At 71.4% G+C, this 17,977-nt stretch carries 20 protein-coding genes; 6 read left to right on the forward strand and 14 right to left on the reverse strand.

Going from position 1 to position 17,977, the window contains the following annotated elements; genetic code table 11:
* Positions 1-39: 39 nt before the first annotated feature.
* Positions 40-831 carry an alpha/beta fold hydrolase gene (locus ACWEQG_RS08790; RefSeq protein WP_363460950.1) on the reverse strand — a complete coding sequence of 264 codons (792 nt, stop codon included), beginning with the start codon at positions 829-831 and terminating at the stop codon, positions 40-42.
* Positions 832-852: 21 nt separating this feature from the next.
* Positions 853-1,497, reverse strand: a complete 645-nt coding sequence (locus ACWEQG_RS08795) for a dihydrofolate reductase family protein (protein ID WP_363460948.1) — start codon at positions 1,495-1,497, stop codon at positions 853-855.
* 98 nt (positions 1,498-1,595) lie between these two features.
* Here ACWEQG_RS08795 and ACWEQG_RS08800 point away from each other — a divergent pair, with 98 nt between their 5' ends.
* Together ACWEQG_RS08800 and ACWEQG_RS08805 are read left to right on the forward strand one after the other, a co-directional pair.
* A complete protein-coding gene (locus tag ACWEQG_RS08800; protein ID WP_363460946.1) occupies positions 1,596-2,093 on the forward strand; it encodes a winged helix-turn-helix transcriptional regulator in 498 nt (165 codons plus the stop codon).
* 18 nt (positions 2,094-2,111) lie between these two features.
* Positions 2,112-2,789: a cyclase family protein gene (locus tag ACWEQG_RS08805; protein WP_452283102.1), complete on the forward strand. Its 678-nt coding sequence runs from the start codon at positions 2,112-2,114 to the stop codon at positions 2,787-2,789.
* Between the two features lie 9 nt (positions 2,790-2,798).
* On the opposite strand, the gene ACWEQG_RS08810 is transcribed toward ACWEQG_RS08805, so the two are convergent.
* Positions 2,799-3,878, reverse strand: a complete 1,080-nt coding sequence (locus ACWEQG_RS08810; RefSeq protein WP_452283104.1) for a winged helix DNA-binding domain-containing protein — start codon at positions 3,876-3,878, stop codon at positions 2,799-2,801.
* Positions 3,875-4,864 carry a zinc-binding dehydrogenase gene (locus tag ACWEQG_RS08815; RefSeq protein ID WP_452283106.1) on the reverse strand — a complete coding sequence of 330 codons (990 nt, stop codon included), beginning with the start codon at positions 4,862-4,864 and terminating at the stop codon, positions 3,875-3,877. The genes ACWEQG_RS08810 and ACWEQG_RS08815 overlap by 4 nt, the downstream gene beginning before the upstream one ends.
* 87 nt (positions 4,865-4,951) lie before the next feature.
* Here ACWEQG_RS08815 and ACWEQG_RS08820 point away from each other — a divergent pair, with 87 nt between their 5' ends.
* From ACWEQG_RS08820 to ACWEQG_RS08830, 3 genes are read left to right on the forward strand one after another with little or no spacing between them, the layout of a single operon-like run.
* Positions 4,952-5,959, forward strand: coding sequence for a helix-turn-helix transcriptional regulator (locus tag ACWEQG_RS08820; protein WP_452283107.1), 1,008 nt, complete (start codon positions 4,952-4,954; stop codon positions 5,957-5,959).
* Positions 5,960-5,979: 20 nt separating this feature from the next.
* Positions 5,980-6,237 (forward strand): type II toxin-antitoxin system Phd/YefM family antitoxin, encoded by a 258-nt coding sequence (locus tag ACWEQG_RS08825; protein ID WP_142648136.1) that lies wholly within the window; start codon positions 5,980-5,982, stop codon positions 6,235-6,237.
* Positions 6,238-6,239: 2 nt separating this feature from the next.
* Positions 6,240-6,608 carry a type II toxin-antitoxin system VapC family toxin gene (locus ACWEQG_RS08830; protein WP_452283913.1) on the forward strand — a complete coding sequence of 123 codons (369 nt, stop codon included), beginning with the start codon at positions 6,240-6,242 and terminating at the stop codon, positions 6,606-6,608.
* A 33-nt stretch (positions 6,609-6,641) separates the two neighbouring features.
* Here the strand turns inward: ACWEQG_RS08830 and ACWEQG_RS08835 are convergent, their stop codons facing one another.
* The 4 genes from ACWEQG_RS08835 to ACWEQG_RS08850 form a co-directional block, all read right to left on the reverse strand.
* Positions 6,642-6,962, reverse strand: a complete 321-nt coding sequence (locus ACWEQG_RS08835) for a hypothetical protein (RefSeq protein WP_452283109.1) — start codon at positions 6,960-6,962, stop codon at positions 6,642-6,644.
* A 376-nt stretch (positions 6,963-7,338) separates the two neighbouring features.
* Positions 7,339-9,252 (reverse strand): acetoacetate--CoA ligase, encoded by a 1,914-nt coding sequence (locus tag ACWEQG_RS08840; RefSeq protein WP_452283111.1) that lies wholly within the window; start codon positions 9,250-9,252, stop codon positions 7,339-7,341.
* A gap of 62 nt (positions 9,253-9,314) precedes the next feature.
* On the reverse strand, positions 9,315-10,202 hold the full coding sequence (locus ACWEQG_RS08845) for a serine hydrolase (protein ID WP_452283113.1): 888 nt from the start codon (positions 10,200-10,202) through the stop codon (positions 9,315-9,317).
* On the reverse strand, positions 10,199-11,146 hold the full coding sequence (locus tag ACWEQG_RS08850) for a LysR substrate-binding domain-containing protein (protein ID WP_452283114.1): 948 nt from the start codon (positions 11,144-11,146) through the stop codon (positions 10,199-10,201). Before ACWEQG_RS08850 ends, ACWEQG_RS08845 begins: the two co-directional genes overlap by 4 nt.
* A gap of 107 nt (positions 11,147-11,253) precedes the next feature.
* On the opposite strand from ACWEQG_RS08850, the gene ACWEQG_RS08855 reads away from it, so the two are divergent.
* Positions 11,254-12,807 (forward strand): penicillin-binding transpeptidase domain-containing protein, encoded by a 1,554-nt coding sequence (locus ACWEQG_RS08855; RefSeq protein WP_452283116.1) that lies wholly within the window; start codon positions 11,254-11,256, stop codon positions 12,805-12,807.
* Between the two features lie 13 nt (positions 12,808-12,820).
* On the opposite strand, the gene ACWEQG_RS08860 is transcribed toward ACWEQG_RS08855, so the two are convergent.
* The 6 genes from ACWEQG_RS08860 to ACWEQG_RS08885 form a co-directional block, all read right to left on the reverse strand.
* A complete protein-coding gene (locus ACWEQG_RS08860) occupies positions 12,821-14,329 on the reverse strand; it encodes an SMP-30/gluconolactonase/LRE family protein (protein WP_452283118.1) in 1,509 nt (502 codons plus the stop codon).
* Between the two features lie 372 nt (positions 14,330-14,701).
* Positions 14,702-14,950, reverse strand: coding sequence for a hypothetical protein (locus ACWEQG_RS08865; RefSeq protein WP_150930351.1), 249 nt, complete (start codon positions 14,948-14,950; stop codon positions 14,702-14,704).
* A gap of 188 nt (positions 14,951-15,138) precedes the next feature.
* Positions 15,139-15,858 (reverse strand): HAD family hydrolase, encoded by a 720-nt coding sequence (locus ACWEQG_RS08870; protein ID WP_452283915.1) that lies wholly within the window; start codon positions 15,856-15,858, stop codon positions 15,139-15,141.
* 219 nt (positions 15,859-16,077) lie between these two features.
* On the reverse strand, positions 16,078-16,710 hold the full coding sequence (locus ACWEQG_RS08875) for an HAD family hydrolase (RefSeq protein WP_363460924.1): 633 nt from the start codon (positions 16,708-16,710) through the stop codon (positions 16,078-16,080).
* A 51-nt stretch (positions 16,711-16,761) separates the two neighbouring features.
* Positions 16,762-17,268 (reverse strand): DUF6912 family protein, encoded by a 507-nt coding sequence (locus ACWEQG_RS08880; RefSeq protein WP_363460922.1) that lies wholly within the window; start codon positions 17,266-17,268, stop codon positions 16,762-16,764.
* A 29-nt stretch (positions 17,269-17,297) separates the two neighbouring features.
* Positions 17,298-17,969 carry an HAD family hydrolase gene (locus ACWEQG_RS08885; RefSeq protein ID WP_452283120.1) on the reverse strand — a complete coding sequence of 224 codons (672 nt, stop codon included), beginning with the start codon at positions 17,967-17,969 and terminating at the stop codon, positions 17,298-17,300.
* Between the last annotated feature and the right edge of the window lie 8 nt (positions 17,970-17,977).

A 17,977-nucleotide genomic window follows, 5' to 3' on the forward strand; every position in this document is an offset into this window, starting at 1 on the left:
CTCCGACAATTTCCCGCCGTCCGGCTGGGGCAGGCTACCTCAGCCGAAGAACTTCGTCAGGATCTGCGCCAGCGCGGCCGGCCGCTGCAGCACCCCGTGGTCCTCTCCGGGCATCACCGTCAGCTCGGCGCCGGGCACGGTCGCCGCGACGGCCTTCGTCCCCTCCGCGAGGTTCGGCGCCGTCTGGTCGCCGTAGACCGCCAGCACCGGCACGCCGACCCCGGCGAGCCGCTCGTACGGCATGACCTGCCACGGGGTGCTGACCAGCAGGTCGTACGGCAGGCTGGGCGCCTTGTCGGCCAGGAACGCCCACTCCGGCCCGGCCTTCATGCCCGCGACCATCCCGGCCGGGACGCCGACCGCCTCGACGAGGAACAACTCGGCCGCGCCGTCGCGGTCCCCGGCGGCCACCCGGGCCTTGAGCCGGTCGTACAGGTCGGCCGGCGGCCTCGGCTGGTCCTCGCCGGCGCAGTACGGCGGCTCGTAGACGGCCACGCGGTCGACCGGCAGCCCGCGCATGGCCCCCTCCAGCACGAGGATCGCCCCGGAGGAGTGGCCGAACACCGAGGCCCGGCCGCCGGCGTGCTCGATGACGGCCGCCAGGTCGTCGACCTCGTTGGCGACCGAGTAGTCCTCGCTCCTGTCGTCGCTGCCCACCCGGCCGCGCCGGTCGTAGGTCACGACGGTGAACGCCGAGGCGAGTTCGGCGCCGAGCCCGGCCACGGTCGAACGGTCGTTGAAGGCACCGCCGACGAGGACGACCGGCGCGCCCTGACCGATCGTGTCGACGGCGAGGGTCGTGCCGTCCTTCGAGGTGATGTTCTCGGTCATGTCCGTCAGCCTTTCAGGGAGCTACCGTCGTGTGAAGGTCATGTGGGTGATGCCGCTGGGGGTGGTGACCGACTCGATCCGGAATCGCTTCTCGAGTCCTTCGAGACCGTCCCACAGCCGCTCGCCGCGGCCCAGGATGATCGGGACGACGGCGATGTGCATGTGGTCGACCAGGTCCGCGGCCAGGAACTGGCGGACGGTGCTCGGTCCGCCGCCGATCCGCACATCCAGGCCGCCGGCGGCCTCGCGCGCCTGCCGCAACGCCTCTTCCGGGGTGGCGTCGACGAAGTGGAACGTCGTGCCGCCCTCCATCTCCACCGAGGGCCGGGGGTGATGGGTCAGGACGAAGACCGGCGTGTGGAACGGCGGGTTCGGTCCCCACCATCCGGTCCACTCGTGGTCCTCCCACGGGCCGCGCTGGGGCCCGAACTTGTTGCGGCCCATGATCTCCGCGCCGATGCCCGCGTCCCACGTACGGGTGACGGCGTCGTCGACCCCGGTGCCGCCGCCGGTCTTCCCCTGCATGGCGCGGAACGTCCGGGTCTCGAAGAACCACTCGTGGAGCCGCTCGCCGGCGTGGCCGAACGGCTCATCGAGCGTCTGACCCTCGCCGGTGGCGAAGCCGTCCAGGGAGACGGCGAAGTTGTGCACTCTTACGCGAGACATGGCTGATCTCCTGGTTCCGATCAGTGGTTGCGGATTGCAATCACTGAGGATGAGCGTAAGCTAGGTAGTAGCAAAACGCAATCACTTTGGGAGTGGCCGTGCGAGAAGGACCGCGATCGGGCTGTGCGATCAACGCGGCGGTGGAGGCGCTCGGAGACCAGTGGAGCCTCATCGTGCTGCGGGATGTGATCTTCGGCGGGCGCCGGCACTTCCGTGACCTGCTCACCAACTCCGAGGAGGGGATCGCGTCGAACATCCTCAGCAGCCGCCTCAAGGCCCTCGTCGCCAATGGCCTGCTGACCCACGAGGACGCGGGGCGGGGACGGCGGGGCACCTACAGCCTCACCGAGGCCGGCATCCAGACGGTTCCCGTCATGGTCGCGCTCGGCTCGTGGGGGCTGCGGCACCGGCCGACGACCCCCGCCCTGGCCATCCGGGCGCGGCTGCTGGAGGAGGGCGGCCCGTCCCTCTGGGACGACCTGATGGACGAGCTGCGCGAGGAGCACCTGGGCGTCCCCCGTCCCGATACCGATCGCCCGCGCGCGTCCCGGCTGCTGCGGGAGGCGTACGAACGCGTCCTGGCTACCTCGTCCTGATCACATAGGGTGCTCAACGTGACAACCCACCCGCGCGGCCGCGTCGTCGACCTCAGCCATGTCGTCCGGCACGGCATGCTCACCTATCCGGGCGTGCCCGGGCCGGAAATCGGCGACTATCTGACGCGCGAGGACTCCCGCGGCCGTTACGCCCCGGGCACCGAGTTCCACATCGGCCGCATCACGATGGTGGCGAACACCGGCACATACCTCGACACGCCGTTCCACCGCCTCGCGGACGGCGAGGACCTGGCCCAGGTGGACCTGGCCCGGCTGGTCGACCTCCCCGGTCTTTTGATCGACGCCTCCGGGTCCGCTCAGCGCGGCATCGGCGCCGACGCGCTCGAGGGCCACGACGTCACGGGGCGCGCGGTCCTGCTGCGTACGGGCTGGGACAGGCACTGGGGCGGCCCGTCCTACGGCGACCCGGACCACCCCTTCCTGACGGCGGACGCGGCCGCGCTGCTGGCCGAGCGGCAACCGGCCGTCGTCGGCATCGACAGCGTCAACATCGACGACATGGCCGACGGCCTGCGCCCGGCCCACACCGCCCTGCTCAGCGCGGGTGTTCCGATCATCGAGCACCTGCGCGGGCTCGACCGGCTGCCGCAGACCGGGTTCCGTCTCCACGCGGCGCCCGTCGCCGTCTCCGGCATGGGCACCTTCCCCGTCCGGGCGTACGCCCTCGTCCCCTGACCGGTTCCTTCACAGGTACGCGACGTCGCCGGCTCCGAGGAACGGCAGCAGGCGTTCGGCCTCCTCCGTCACCGCGCTCGTCCCGGCCGCCCCCAGCGGCCGGAACGGGACGAGACGCAGGGTGCCGTCCTTGACCGACCAGCTGCCGTGGACGAACCCGTCCACGAGGAAGGTCGGCAGCACCATCGCCGCGCCCGGCATCACCCGTCTCCGATCGGCGTCGCCGATCACGCGGGTCCGGTCGGCATGGCCGAGCAGCAGGTTGTCGAAGGCGGGCAGGAACCGTACGGGAACCGGTGTTTCGGGGTCGGGCGGCTCCGGTGCGCTCTCCAGATCGAACAGCTCCCTGCCCTCGGCGTCGCGGTAGCGGCGCAACTCGCCGCGCATGGCGTCGACCACCTCGCGCAGCCGCGTCAGCCCCGACCACGCCTGCATGTCCATGACACCCGCCGGGCCGTACGCCGCCAGATAGCGGCGTACGAGGTCCCCCGCCGGAGCCGGTTCCATGGGCGCGCCGAGCCAGTCCTCCGCCCGGGTGACGGAGATGGCGTTCCGGGTGCCCCAGCGGCCCCACATCGCGGTCTCGGGGGTGTGGACCAGCGGGGTCCTCAGCTCCACCTCCCCGGCCAGGATCCTCCCCTCCCGGCCGGGATGGCGCAGCGTCAGCAGCCGGGCCAGCTCACGCCGGGGCAGGGTACGGCCCGCCAGGATCTCCGCTCCGGCCGCCGTGAGCGCACCGGTGTCGAGCCCCCCGCTCGCCTTCCTGAAATACGACGTGCTCGCCGTACGGTCGAGAACCGGTTGCAGCACCGGCCGGAACCGGCGGAAGTCGTCGGCCACGGCCAGATGCTGGGTGCCGCGCAGCAGCGCCGAGCGCACCACCATCCGGCTCTCCAGCAGGACGCCCAGCCGGGCCTGGGTGAAGCCGGCGATCCGGCTCCACAGTCCGACGTAGGGCCAGTTGGGCTCCTGGGCCTGCATCGCGACCAGATGCCCGATGACCTCCAGCACGGTGCGGCCGGTGCGCTCCGTCAGGAACTGCCGCCGCAGCAGCGCCCGGTTGAGCGCGCGCCGCGAGAGCACGCTCACGCCAGCCGCACCGCGACGTTGCCCCGGTAGGAGCCCTTGAGCATGGACAGGAACGCTCCCGGCACCTCCTCGATGCCGCCCTCGACGACCGTCCGCGGGAAGACGAACCGGCCCTCCGCCAGCCATCGGGTGAAGTGCTCGCGCCAGGCCGCCACCTGTTCCGGGGTGTGGTGGCAGGAGAACGGCAGCAGCTCGATGCCCCTGGCCTCGGCCGTCGCGGGGTCCGGCTCCGGGAAGCGGTCGGCGCCGCCGCCGAGCTGGTGGGACAGGGAGCCGCACAGCGCGAAGCGGGCGCCGGGCCGCGCCGCCCGGACCGCCGCGTCGTACTGCTCGCCGCCCACGACGTCGAAGAAGACCGTGATGCCCTCGGGCGCGAGCTCGCGCAGCCGGTCGCCCACCGGACCGTCGTGGTAGTCGAAGGCGGCGTCGTAGCCGAGCTCGTCCACCAGGTAGGCGGCCTTGGCCGGGCTGCCCGCGCTGCCGATCACCCTTGCCGCGCCCCTGCACGTGGCGATCTGCCCGGCCAGCGAGCCGACCCCGCCGGCCGCGCCCGAGACGAACACCACGTCGCCCTCCCCGACGGCCGCGACGTCGGCCATCCCGTAGTAGGCCGTCACGCCCTGACCGAGGTGATAGGAGGGGTCGGGGAACTGCGCACGGTCGAGCTTGACGTACTGCGCGGCCGGGCCCGCGGAGTATTCGCTCCAGCCGGTCATCGACTGCACCAGGTCGCCCACGGCGAGATCCGGGCTGCCGGACTCGATCACGGTGCCCACGACGGCGGCGCCCACCCGATCGCCGGGCTGCCAGGCGGGCACCGGGATCCGGCAGTCGGCCCGCATAAGTTCCAGATAGGTCGCGGCCAGGCCAACGTAGTCGCTCCTGACCACGACCTCGCCGTCCACCTCGATCTCGGCGAGGGTGAAGTTGCCCGGGCCGGGCTCGCCGGTGACGGGCGCGGCCAAGCGGATCTCACGACTGATCATTACTGGTTCCTTCCGGGGGGGCTTCGAGATCCACGCTAGGGAGGCTTCCGGCCACTTCCTGACCGGAAGTGCCGACAGACTGGAACCATGGCGAATACGAGCTCGCGCACCCTCCGGCTGCTGTCCCTCCTGCAGACGCACCGCCGCTGGGCGGGCGGGGAGCTGGCCGACCGGCTCGGCGTCTCCGAACGGACGCTGCGCCGTGACGTCGACCGGCTGCGGGAGCTGGGATATCCGGTGCACACCTCGCGCGGGACCGACGGCGGATATCAGCTCGCGCCCGGCGCCGTACTGCCGCCGCTGCTGCTCGACGAGGATGAGGCGATCGCACTCGCCGTCGGCATGGGCGAGGCGGCGCGGAGCGCGATCACCGGCATGGAGGCGTCCGCGATCCGCGCCCTCACCAAGGTTGTCCAGGTCATGCCACCCCGGCTGCGCCGCCGCGTGGACGTGTTGCGCGAGGCGATGGTCTCCGCGAACTCGGCGGAGCCCATCGTCACCGTGGACGTGCTGACCACCGTCGCCCAGGCCTGCCGTGACGAGGAGCGGCTGCGCTTCTCCTACGCCGCGCGAGGGCGCGAGCCCTCCTCGCGTGAGGTCGAGCCGTACCGGCTGGTGACCCTCGGCCGCCGCTGGTATCTGGTCGCCTACGACCTGACCAGGCAGGACTGGCGCAGCTTCCGGCTCGACCGTTTGACTCGGGCACGGCCCACGGGGGCCCGCTTCCGCCCGCGTGACCTGCCCGCCCGGGACGCGGCGGCGTTCGTCAGAGCGGCCGGCGGCGTGCCCGAGCCGCACACGGTCAAGGCGCTCGTGCACGCCCCCGCCGCCCGGGTGCGTACGACGGCCGGGCAGTGGGGCATGGTCGAAGAGGTCGACGGACACAGTTGCCTGCTCACGATGACCTCCACCTCCCTGGACTGGCCGGTCCAGGCGCTGGGCAACGTGGGCGCGGAGTTCGAGGTGCTCGGTCCGCCGGAGTTCGTCGCGTACGTCCGCGAATGGGGCGAGCGCTTCGTCCGGGCCACGTCCCCCGGACCGGCCTCACGCCGAGCCATACAGCATGGGCAGGATGGAGACATCGGGCTAAGCTAACTTAGCTAAGGGGGTTGGCGATGTCAGAGGGCGCTACCGAGCAGTACAACATCCACGAGGCGAAGACGAATTTGTCGCGCATCATCGACCGGGTCGAGCATGGCGAGGAAATCGTCATCAGCCGTGCCGGTCGTCCCGTGGCCAAAGTCATCCCCTTCCCAACCAAGGTCAGCCGCCGCGGCAGAGGCTCTTTGAAGGGCCAGCTTCACATGGCCGACGATTGGGACTCGCCTGAGGTCAACGACGCCATTGCCAGGGATTTCGGTTTGCTGCCGTGAGGATGCTCCTCGACACACACGTCGTCCTTTGGTGGCTGAGCGACGACCCGACGCTCGCCGACGAGGTCAAGAGCATGATCGACCAGGAGCCGGAGGTCTTCGTGAGCCCGGCCACTTTGTGGGAGGTGGCCATCAAGCAGAGCATCGGCAAGCTGGTGGCACCCGATGACCTGGTCGAAAGAATCCGCGACAGCGAGTTTCGCGAACTGCCCGTTCGGTTCGGCCACGCCATCGAAGCGGGGAGGCTGCCGCTCCTTCATCGCGATCCCTTCGACCGGCTGCTGATCGCTCAGGCCCGGTTCGAAGGACTCTCCTTGGTTACCAGAGACGGACAGATCCCCAAATACGACGTCCACGTAGTGGCGGTCTGAACATGGCCCACCCCGGCAACGGGGATGTCGTGGTCAGCCGTACAGCATGGGCAGGTCGACCAGGAGGACCCGGGGGTCGCGAGCTGCGGCGCCGGTGAGTGCGGGGTCGAATCCGGCGCCGCTGTAGAGGGCGAGCACCGTGTCGCGGGTGTCGAGCCCGCGCGTGTGCAGTTGGTCCCTGGCCTGTTCCAGGCGCTTCAGGTGGCCGACATTCATGATCTCCGACCATTTCGCCTCGCCCACGGACAGGAGCCGGCGTGTGTGGTTGCCCTGAGGCGCGAGGGCGATCGGCCTGGCCGCCTGCCACACCCGGTCGGCCCATCCCCTCTCCAGCAGGCTCCAGGCCGGTCGCATGATGCCCGCCCGCGAAGTGGCGCCTGACCTGCGAGGAGTTTCCCCATGACCGACATGGCGGATCCGGCGAGGACCAGCCGGACCCTGCTGCCGGTGCGGCGGTGCGCCGCCCGCGCGTCGATTTCCCGCTGCAGGATCGAGGCGATCGAGGGATCGGCCTTCATGAGGTACGGGAACTCATCGAGAACGATCAACCGGTCACCGCAGTGGTCTAGGAGATGGATGATCGCCTCATCCCAGTTCGCGAACGCCAGCGTGCCCGGCACATGCGCGTCCACCGACGTGGATTCGACGGCCACGCAGTAGAAGCCGCCCCCGTATAAGTGCACTTCTTAGAAGTCGACTTCTAAGAAGTGCACTTATATACGTTGCCGGCCTACTGCTGCGGCGCGAAATGGGAAAGGACCTCGGGGTTGGCCATGGCGTCGGGGTTGGCGGCCTTCTCGACCGGGGTGCCGAGCAGGATCTTCCGTACGGGGACCTCCAGCTTCTTGCCCGACAGCGTCCTCGGGATGCCGGGGACGACGTGGATCTCGTCGGGCACGTGCCGGGGCGAGAGCTCGGTGCGCAGGGCCGTGCGCAGGCGGGACGCCAGGTCGTCGGACAGGGACGCGCCGTCGGCGAGGGTGACGAACAGCAGCAGCCTGCCCTCCTGGCCGAGCTGCCCGGTGTCGATGACGAGGCTGTCGGCGATCTCCTCGAAGCGCTCCACGACGCGGTAGAACTCGCTGGTGCCCATGCGCACACCGCCGCGGTTCAGGGTCGAGTCGGAGCGGCCGTAGATGACGCAGCCGCCGTCGGGGAGGATCTTTATCCAGTCGCCGTGCCGCCAGACGCCCGGGTAGTCGGCGAAGTACGACTCCCGGTAGCGGTCGCCCGCGGGGTCGTTCCAGAACATGACCGGCATGGACGGCATCGGCCGGGTGATGACGAGCTCCCCCACCTCACCGACGATCGGGGCGCCCGAGGGGTCGAAGGACTCGACGGACGCGCCGAGGCAGCGGCACGGGATGACGCCGGCCCGGATCGGCAGCAGCGGCACCGCGCCGACGAACCCGGTGCACACGTCGGTGCCGCCGGAGAACGAGCCGAGCTGCACGTCGGGCTTCACGTCGGAGTAGACCCAGGCGAACCCCTCGGGCGGCAGCGGCGAGCCGGTCGAGCCGATCCCACGCAGCCGCTCCAGCCCCTCCGGCTTCACCCCGGCCTTCATCGACGCCGTGATGTACGGCGCGCCGGTGCCGAAGTAGGTCACGCCCTCCTCGGCGGCCAGCCGCCACAGCGCGCCGGTGTCGGGGTGGGCCGCGCTGCCGTCGTACAGCAGGACGGTGGACCCCACCAGCAGGCCGCCGATGAGGTAGTTCCACATCATCCAGCCGGTGGTGGTGTACCAGAAGAACACATCGCCCTCGCCGAGGTCCTGGTGGAAGGACAGCGACTTGAGGTGCTCCAGCACGATCCCGCCGTGACCGTGGACGATGGGCTTGGGCAGGCCGGTGGTGCCCGACGAGTACAGCACCCACAGCGGATGGCCGAAGGGCACCCGCTCGAACTCCAGCGGCGCGGTCTCCGCGCGCAGGTCGTCCCAGCTCAAGCCGGCATCGACCGCGTCGGCGCCGAGGGTGGGAATCCAGACGGTCGCCTCCAGCGTCGGCAGTCTCCCGGCGATCTCGCGCACCACCGCCGACCGGTCGTACGCCTTGCCGCCGTAGCGGTAGCCGTCCACCGCGACCAGCACTTTCGGCTCGATCTGGGCGAACCGGTCGGTCACACTGGGCGCGCCGAAGTCGGGCGAGCAGGAGGACCAGATCGCTCCGAGTGAGGCGGTGGCCAGGAAGGCGATGAGGGCCTCGGGAATGTTCGGGACATAGGCGGCGACCCGGTCGCCGCGCCCGACACCGAGCCGTACGAGCCCTGCCCGGACCCGGGCGACCTCCTCGCGGAGTTCGCCGAGCGAGTACTGCCAGCGGCTGCCCGATTCGTTGCGGAAAATCACCGCCGTCCGTCCGGGGTGGCCGCGCAGGGCGTTCTCGGCGTAATTCAGGGCCGATCCCGCGAACCATTCGGCGTCCGGCATCGTTCCCTGGATGACGGGCCCGTCACCACGTGTACCGACCACACCGAAGTAGTCCCATATCGATGTCCAGAAGTCGGCCGGCGACTCGACCGACCACTTCCACACGTCCTCGTAGTCCCCCGTACGGCCCAGTCGTTCCAGGTAACGGGTGATCCGAGCCGCACGTACGACGTCGGGCGTCGGTTCCCAGAGCAGAGCGCCTTCCTCGACCATGCCCCCATCTTGGCCACGCTTGAGCCGCATGTCACCCTTCCCGCCCACATAGAAAGGGTCTGTCATATGTGGGTCCTGAGCTGGTCGATCGCCGTACGGGCGGCGGTCCCGATCGCGGCGTCGGCGCGCGGCTGGTTCTGCGCCGTGCTGAGCGACCGGGTGAACACGGCCACCGCGTAGCGCCCGCCGTCGGGATACTCCACCACCCCGACCTCGTTGCGGAGCGTCGGCAGCGTGCCCGTCTTGCCGCTGACCGCGACGTCGTCGAACGGGAAACCGGAGGCCAGCCGGTGCGGCCACACCTGCAGCGCCATGAGGCGGCGGATCGCCGCGCAGGAGGTCTCGCCCGCCGCCTCGCCCCGCCAGATCATGGCCAGCAGCCGGGTCATCTCGCGCGGCGTGCTCCGGTTGCTTCGCGCCGGGTCGAGCGCGCGCAGCCGCGCCACCACCTCGGGGTCGGCGCACGCCTGGGTCACGGCGGACTCGTCGGCCACGCCCGCGTCCACCCACAGGCTGGTGAGCATGTCGCGGCAGTCGTGCACCACCCGGGTCGCCGTCAGGCCGAGGCCGTCGAGCAGCGTGTTGACCGCCTCCCGGCCCACCCGGGCGAGCAGCACGTCGGCCGCCGCGTTGTCGCTCACCGCCATCATCAGGTACGCCAGGTCGCGCAGCGACAGTGTGGCGTCGTCCAGCATCGCCGCCAGCCCGGTGCCCCCGCCCGTACGGCCCGCGGCCGTCACCCGGACGCGCTCGGCGAGGTCGAGAAGCCCGCGCTCGGCCTGGCGGTGCAGTTCGAGCAGCAGGGGCACCTTGAAGACCGACGCGAGCACCACCGGCTCGTCGTCACGCAGGCCCACCTCACGCCCGCTGTCGATGTCGACCGCGTGCAGCCATCCGGTGACCCCCGCGTTGCGGAAGACGCGCTCCACGGGATTCGTCGCGGGGCTCATGCGAGGAATCCGGTCGCCGGGCGCGGCGCCACCCGCGGTGGAGGCGGAGCGCCTTCGTCCACCATGCCGGCGCTGCCTTTCAGCACCTGTACGGCCACGGCGGTGAAGTCTCGCACGTACGGGCCCGGCTCGGCCCGCCAGGCCGGGGAGCAGCGCCAGGCCAGGGGCGTGCCCGCGAGGGGCCGCCACACCACGCCCGGCATGTCCGCGGGGACGCCGAACGCGACGGCCGTACCGGACAGGACCAGGCCGAGGGCGAACTCCGCCCGGTCGGTGCGGATGATGTCGGCCGGGACGAAACCGCCGCGGCGGCAGGTGGCCAGCGTGTCGTCGTACAGGCCGGGCTCGGCGTCCCGGGGGAACAGCACCAGATCCCGCCCGGCCAGGTCGCCGAGGTGCACGGTCGCCCAGGCGGTCAGCTCGTCGCCCTCGGCCAGGAGCACGCCCGGATGCCGGACGAGCACCGGCCCGTAGGCGAGGCCGTTCGCGGCGACCGGATGCCGCAGCAGGCCGACGTCGAGCCTGCCCTCCAGCAACGCGGCGACCTGCGCGGCCGTGCCCATCTCGGTCAGCGACAGCCGTACGTCGGGGCGGCGGTCGCGAAACCCCGCGATGAGCGCGGCGAGCACGGCGGCGCCGAGGTCGGCGGGAACGCCGGCCCGCACGACGGCGGAGTCGCCGCGCGCCAGGTCGGACATGAGATCGCGCATTCGCTCCACTCGGGCGACGATCTCACGGGCCTCCGGCACCAGCAGCCGGCCCGCCTCGGTCAGCGCGACCCGCCGGCTCGACCGCTCGAACAGGCGCACGCCCAGTTCCTCCTCCAGACGCCTGATGCGCTGGCTCAGCGGCGGCTGGGCCATCCCCAGCCGCGCGGCCGCGTTCCCGAAATGCAGCTCTTCCGTAACGACGAGGAAGTAGCCGAGATGCCGGACAAGGTCCACGAGCTGGGAGCATATCCGAATCGCACATGAAGCACGTCGATATCCATATTGGACATACTCCCGGCGCATCTGCTGCTCTTGGCGGGCACTCGATCGAAGGGGGACGCATGCGAGAGCGGAGGCGCTGGCCATACGTAACGGCGGCGGTGCTCGTGCCGGTGGTGGCCGCGGGGGCCGCCGTGTGGGTGCTGCGCACGAAGGGCTCACCGGAGGAGACCGCGCGGGACTTCCTCGCGGCGTGGTCGCGCTCGGACTACGCGGCGATGCGCGCGCTCACCGCCGATCCGCCGGCCGGCTTCGAAAGCACCTACCGGCGGTTCCACGACGACCTGAAGCTCACCGGGCAGCGCTTCCAGGTGACGGCCGTCCAGGAGGAGACCGTACGGTTCCGTGCCCGGCTGACCGGCCCGCTGCCTGTCTCCTACGACGGGAGGCTGCGACTGGTCGAGCGCGACCGTTCCTGGAAGGTGGCCTGGACCCCGGCGGCGGTCCATCCCCGGTTGACCGGCGGCCTGCGGGCGAAGCTCACCACGGTGCCCGCCGAGCGCGCCCCCGTCACGGCCGCCGACGGCACCCGCATCGACACACCCGGCACCCCCGGCTCCGTGCAGCAGATCGTGGAGGGGCTGCGCGAGCAGTACGGCTCCCGCCTGAACGGCACCGCGTCCGCCCGGGCCGACCTGGTGGACGCCCGGACGGGTTCGAGGGTCGTGACGCTCGCCGAGGGCGGCGCGAAGCCCGGCAAGCCGCTGCCGACCACGCTCGATCTGCGGGTCCACCGGGCGGGGGCGCAGGCCCTGGAGGGTGTGGACAAGCCCGCGTCGCTCGTCGCGCTGCGCCCGTCCACGGGCGAGGTCCTCGCGGCGGTCAACAAGCCGGGCGGCTACAACCGCGCCCTGCTCGGCGCGTACCCGCCCGGTTCCACCTTCAAGATCGTGACCGCGTCGGCCCTGGTCGCCGGAGGCGTCACACCCGGCCAGACCGTCGAGTGCCCGGCCGAGAAGACGATCGGCGGCTTCCCGTTCCACAACGCCGAATTCCACGACTACGGCACGCTGCGCTTCGTCGACGCCTTCGCCCACTCGTGCAACACGACGTTCGGCGACATGGCGGTGCGACGCCTCGGCGCGGACCGCCTGGCCAAGGTGGCCGCCGACTTCGGGTTCGGCGCCCGCATCAAGATCGGGGTGCCCGCCGTGGACGCGGCCTTCCCCGCGCCGCACGACGACACCGATCTCGCGTCCGCCGCCATCGGCCAGGGCCGCGTCCTGTCCAGCCCGCTGAACATGGCCGCGGTCGCCGGCGCCGTCGCCGCGGGCACCTGGCGGCCGCCCCGGCTGGTCCCGGCCTCGCTCGTCCCCGAGGGCGGCACGCCCGCACGCGCGCTGGAGCCCGCGGTGATCTCCGCGCTGCGCCGCCTCATGCCCGCCGTCGTCAGTGAGGGCACCGCGAGCGGCGTCTCCTTCCCCGCAGGCACGGCCGGCAAGACCGGGACGGCGGAGTACGGCTCGGCCGAGGACGGCGGGAACCCGCCCACGCACTCGTGGTTCATCGGCTACAAGGGCGACCTGGCCTTCGCCGTCGTGGTCGAGGGCGGCGGCACCGGAGCGCAGGTCGCCGCCCCGGCCGCCGCCCGCTTCCTCAACGCCCTGGGAAGTTGAGGCGCTGTGACGGTCAGTACGGCCAGCCGGGGACGTTCAGCCGGACCCGGTAGAGGCCGAAGTTGCCGGTGTTCCCGCCGCGGGAGGGCGTGCCCGAGGTGATGTACAGCGTCTGACCGTCAGGGCCGCCGAAGGCGACGTTGGTGGTGTTCAACCCGGCGGTGATGGTGCCGAGCTGCACGCCGGACGGCGCGTACACGTGGACCTTGCCGTCGTTGAAGGAGGCCTGGTAGAGGTTGCCGGCACAGTCGATGGTCGCGCCGTCCGAACCGTTCAGCGACGCGAAGTCGGCGCGGGTGCCGACGCTGCCGTCGGGGTTGACGGGCCACTTGTAGATCCGGCCCGTGCCGTTGCCACCGACGTAGAGCGTCTTGCCGTCGGGAGAGAGCACGATGCCGTTCGGCTGCCGGATGGTGTCGTCGATCAGCGAGACGACGCCGTTCTTGACCCGGAACACGCCGGTGCGTCCGGACATCTGGTCGGGCCGGTTGGCGCGCTGGAAGTCGGGGTCGGTGAAGTAGACGGTGCCGTCGGCGCCGACGGTGAGGTCATTGGGTGAGTTGAAGGCGCGGCCTTGGTAGGAGGAGGCGACCACGCCGCGGGTCCGGTCGGGCAGGTGGAAGGAGGATACGCTGCGCTGGTCGTGCGTAGCGGCCAGCAGTGTGCCGCCGTCCCGGGTGAGGGCCAGACCGTTGCTGCCGGAGCCGGAGATGAAGGTCTCGAAGGTGTTCGGCTCGGTGAACCGCAGCACGTCCGCGGGCTGGACGCCCGCCGACCCGGTGCCGTCGCGCATGAGCGACAGCAGCAGGGTCTGGGTGGTGGCGTCCCAGACCGGGCCTTCCAGGAAGTTGAACCCGTCCCGGATCTTGGTGGCGGTCACCGACGATGACGGCAGCGGGTTGGGGTAGGCCGCGCCCGGCGTGCACGGTCCGACGCCGGGGCGCGGCGTGCCCGGCGTGGGGGTGACGCTCGGGCTTGGGCTCGGCGACGCACTCGGGCTCGGGCTTGGGCTCGGCGACGCGCTCGGGCTTGGGCTCGGTGAGGCGCTCGGACTGGGACTGGGACTGGGACTGGGGCTGGGGCTGGGGCTGAGGGGCACGGGTCCGCTGCACATGGCGCCGTTGAGCCAGAAGGTGGTAGGCACGGGGTTGGCGCCGGTGAGGCTCGCGGTGAACCCCATGCCACTGGCCGTGGCATTGGTGGCGAGGGAGCCGTTGTAGGGCATGCTGGTGGCGGTCACGTGCGCGCCCGACTGCGTCCAGGTGGCGTTCCAGCCGGACGCGATCCTCTGCCCGAAGTCGGGGAAGTCGAACTCCAGCTTCCAGTCGCCGATCGGGTCGCCGAGGTTGGTGATGGCCACGTCACCCTGGAAGCCGCCGCCCCACTGGCTGACGATCTTGTAGGTCACCTTGCAGCCGACGGCGGCCGCGGCCGGCATCGTCGTCATCGCGGCTCCACCGGCGGCGACCAGCGCGGCGGCCAGCCCGGTGGCCGCGACGGTGGCGAGACTTCGTCTCATCATGGGTCCTTTCGGGGGAACGACGACGAGCGACTGCCGCCCGGGGCGGGGGCCAACCGGCACGCCACGCGGCGCACCGCCGGCCGCGCCTTCCGAAATTAAGCGACCGGGTGGGCGGCCCCCAGGTGCGACGTCCACGGTGCAGGACCCGGTGTGTTCGTCATCGCCGCGGCGACCGGTCGTGCGTAGCGCCGACGGCCGCCTCAGCCTGGGCGAACGCGACCGCCCGCCAACCCGGCGAGCCGATCGGCGGCCGAAAGGAACCAGGCCGCGGCACTGAAACGTTCAGTCCCGCGCCGAGCGCGCCGGGGGAACACGAGCGGCCCGGCGCGCAGGTCGCGGCCCGATTCCTGCGGGCCATGCGGACGGCCCGAGTCAGTTCACGTACGCCCACAGGTCGTAGGTGGGGTTCGAGGGGTCGTTCTGCGGCTGATGCGTGCTGCACCACCAGGTGCCCCACTGGCCGTTCTGGTAGCCCGACTGTCCCCACGAGATGCACAACGAGTAGGGCAGGCTGGAGTAGACGCGCTGGAGGGTCGAGGCGCTCGCGGGGGCGGCCGAGGCCACGGCCGGGACGACGACGGCCGTGGCGAGGATCAGCAGGGCTGCGAGTCGGTGACGCACGTGATCTCCTCTGGAGAAGGTCGTGATCAGACACTCGCATTGCACGTTGCGGAGGAACGCCTGGCAACCCTCCGCGCGCCGGCCGCCGGCATGCAGCGCCGATGCCGGACGCCGTGGCACGCGACGTGTAACTTTCACCCGGCGGAGCCCGCGGAGACCGGTCTGCCCGCCCCGAGCCCGGAACCGCGTCAGCGGGCCGTACGGTCGGCCGAGGTGGTGAGGCGGGCGACGGCGGCGACGACCTCGGAGGGGTTGGACAGGTCGGGCAGCACGATGTCGGCGCCCGCCTCCTGCAGCTCGGCGGCCGTGGACCGGCCCGACGCCACCGCGATCATGGCCGCGCCGCCGATCTTCGCCGCCTGGACGTCACGGGTGGAGTCGCCGATGAGCACGGTGTTGCCGGCGGTGAAGGCGACGCCGTACCCGGCCTTCGCCCGGCCCTGGGCCACCTGCAGCAGGGTGGCCTTCGGGTAGACCTCCTCGCCGTAGCCGCCCACCTCGACGTCGATCCACTTGTCCAGCCCGAACGCCTTGAGCTTGTGCACGGCGTTGCTCTTGATGGTGCCGGTGAGCACCGACTGCACGACGCCGTCGAGGCGGGAGACGGCCTTGAGCGCGTCCTTGGCTCCCGGCAGCGCGCGGCCGTCCTTGGCCAGCCGCCCGCGCCGCTCCGCGAAGCTGACGGCCAGCGCGTCGATGAACCTGGGCAGGTGGTCGTCCTCGACGGCGATGCCGTTGACCGCCAGCGTCTCGAAGATGATCTCCGAATCGGGGCGGCCCAGCGCCGGTGCGAGTTTCACCAGCGGCCGCCCCGTCACCATCCGGAACGCGTCCGCGTAGGCGTCGCGGGTGACGATGGCGACGTCGACGAGTGTGAGGTCGATGTTCCAGAGAACGAGGCGGTTGATCGGGGCCTCCGTGGGGGTGCGGTGTGAATCGTGCCCAGCGTACGGCCCGCACACGGCGGGCGCCGCATCCACACCGGCACATCCACAGCGTTACCTCCACAGCGTTACCTCTACAGGGGCACATTCAAGCCGACATCCGCGACCGCACGGCCGCCGCACGGCGCCGAGCGCCGCTGGCTGCTGGCTGCTGGAGGAGGAACGCCTGGGGAGCGGCTGAGCTCAGACGAGGTCGAGGGCGTTGGCCAGTGAGTCGACCACGGGCACGCCGACGCCCTCCAGCTCCGACCGCCTGGTCATGCCGCCGGTGTAGAGGATCGCGCGGGCGCCGACGTGCTGGGCCGCGTGGGCGTCGTCCACGCTGTCACCGATGACGACGACCTTCGCCGAGTCGACACCGAGCGCGCGCAGGTGCTCGACCATGTGCTCGGCCTTGTGGCCGCCGGTCGCCGAGCGCGAGCCGTCGATCCGGGTGAAGTGGCCGTCGATGCCGAACTCGCCGGTCTTGCGGACCAGCCGCTCGTGGCCCCACATGGACAGCAGCGACTGCGTGCGGCCCGACTCCTCCCAGGCGCGCAGGCTCGACAGCGCCCCCTCGGCGAGGCTGCACGCATCCATCAGCCGGTGGTAGTGATCGTGGAAGCCCGCGTCGAGCAGCTCCCACTCACCCTCCCTGAGCGGCCGGCCGAGCATCCGCTCGTACGCCACCCAGATGGGGCGGGTGTACACCTCGCGGAAGCCCTCCGCGTCGTACGGCCCGAGGCCATACGACTGGAAGAGCTCGTTGGTCGCGCCGACGACGGCGTCGATGTCGTGGAAGAGCGTCCCGTTCCAGTCCCAAACAATGTGTGTCATCTCGCCCCCCAGCTTAGACGCCGGGTGTGACATATCCATGAACGCCGTGGGTCAGGTGAGCAGATCGGGGATCTCCTGTGTGGCGTACCACAGCAGTTCGTGGTCCTCCACACCGTCCACGACGAACCGCGCGTCGTCGTCCCCGGTGTCGGCCGCCGGCAGCGCCGCGATCGCCGCCTCCACGTCCGGCACCGCGTCCGTGTCGTCCACGTGCACCGCGGCGACCAGCCGCAGCGGTACCGGCTCCAGCACCCGGACGCGGGCGCGTTCCTCCAGGTCGGCGCCGGCCTTCACGGTCTCGTCGGGCACCTCGGCCGCGATCACGATCCGCCGTGCGGCCACCTCGACGCCGTCCTTGCGATCGGCGGCCAGCATGCGCAGGGAGGCCCGGGCGGCCTCGGTCAGCGCGACGTACTCCAGCTCCTCGGTGTCCCCCGAGACGTACCACTCGATCAGGGCGGGGGTGACCGCGAAGCCGGTCAGCGGGGCCGGGCCCAGCTCTCCCGCGGCGACGACGCGCGCCAGCGCGGGAATCGTGGACGGCAGATACACGCGCATGCGTTCCTCGACTCGTTCTGTGGTTCGGGCTACAGGCGGGCGGTGCCGGTCTCGCGGAGAGGCAGGCCGAACAGGCGCTCCAGCTCGGCGATGGTCGCCGCGGGCTCGTCGTGGTGGACGCCGACGAGGCCGATCGCGCGGGCGGCCAGGATGTTCGCCTCGATGTCGTCGACGAACACGCACTGCCCCGGCTCCAGCCCCAGCAGGCCGAGCGCGTGGTGGAAGATCCGCTCCTCGGGCTTGCGCATGCCGACCTCGCCCGAGATGACGACCGCGTCGAAGATGGCCTCCCAGCCCTCACGCGCGTAGTGGTCGCCCCAGGAGTTGGACACCAGACAGGTGCTGAAACCGGCCGCGCGGGCCAGGCGCAGCATGTCGTTCATCTCCTCGACCGGCCGGAAACCGGCGAACATCCGGGCCAGCAGGCCGTCGGCCTCCGGCGGCCCGCCGTCCAGGGTCACCAGCCGGGCCGCCAGGGCGCGCTCGAACTCGAGGACGGGGATCTCGCCCCGCTCCAGCGCGTGGATCGGGTTGTCCGCGCCGGGCTCGGCGCCCGCCCGGTACGCCTGGGCGACCAGGGCGCGCATCACCTCCCGGTAATGCCGGGGGTCGATCCGGTCCGCCTCGATCCACTCCGCGACGGACTCGGCCAGGCTCGTGGTCAGAACCCCGCCCCAGTCGATCAGCACACCCTTGAGCACCGCGCCTC

The organism is Microbispora sp. NPDC004025, assembly GCF_053604425.1.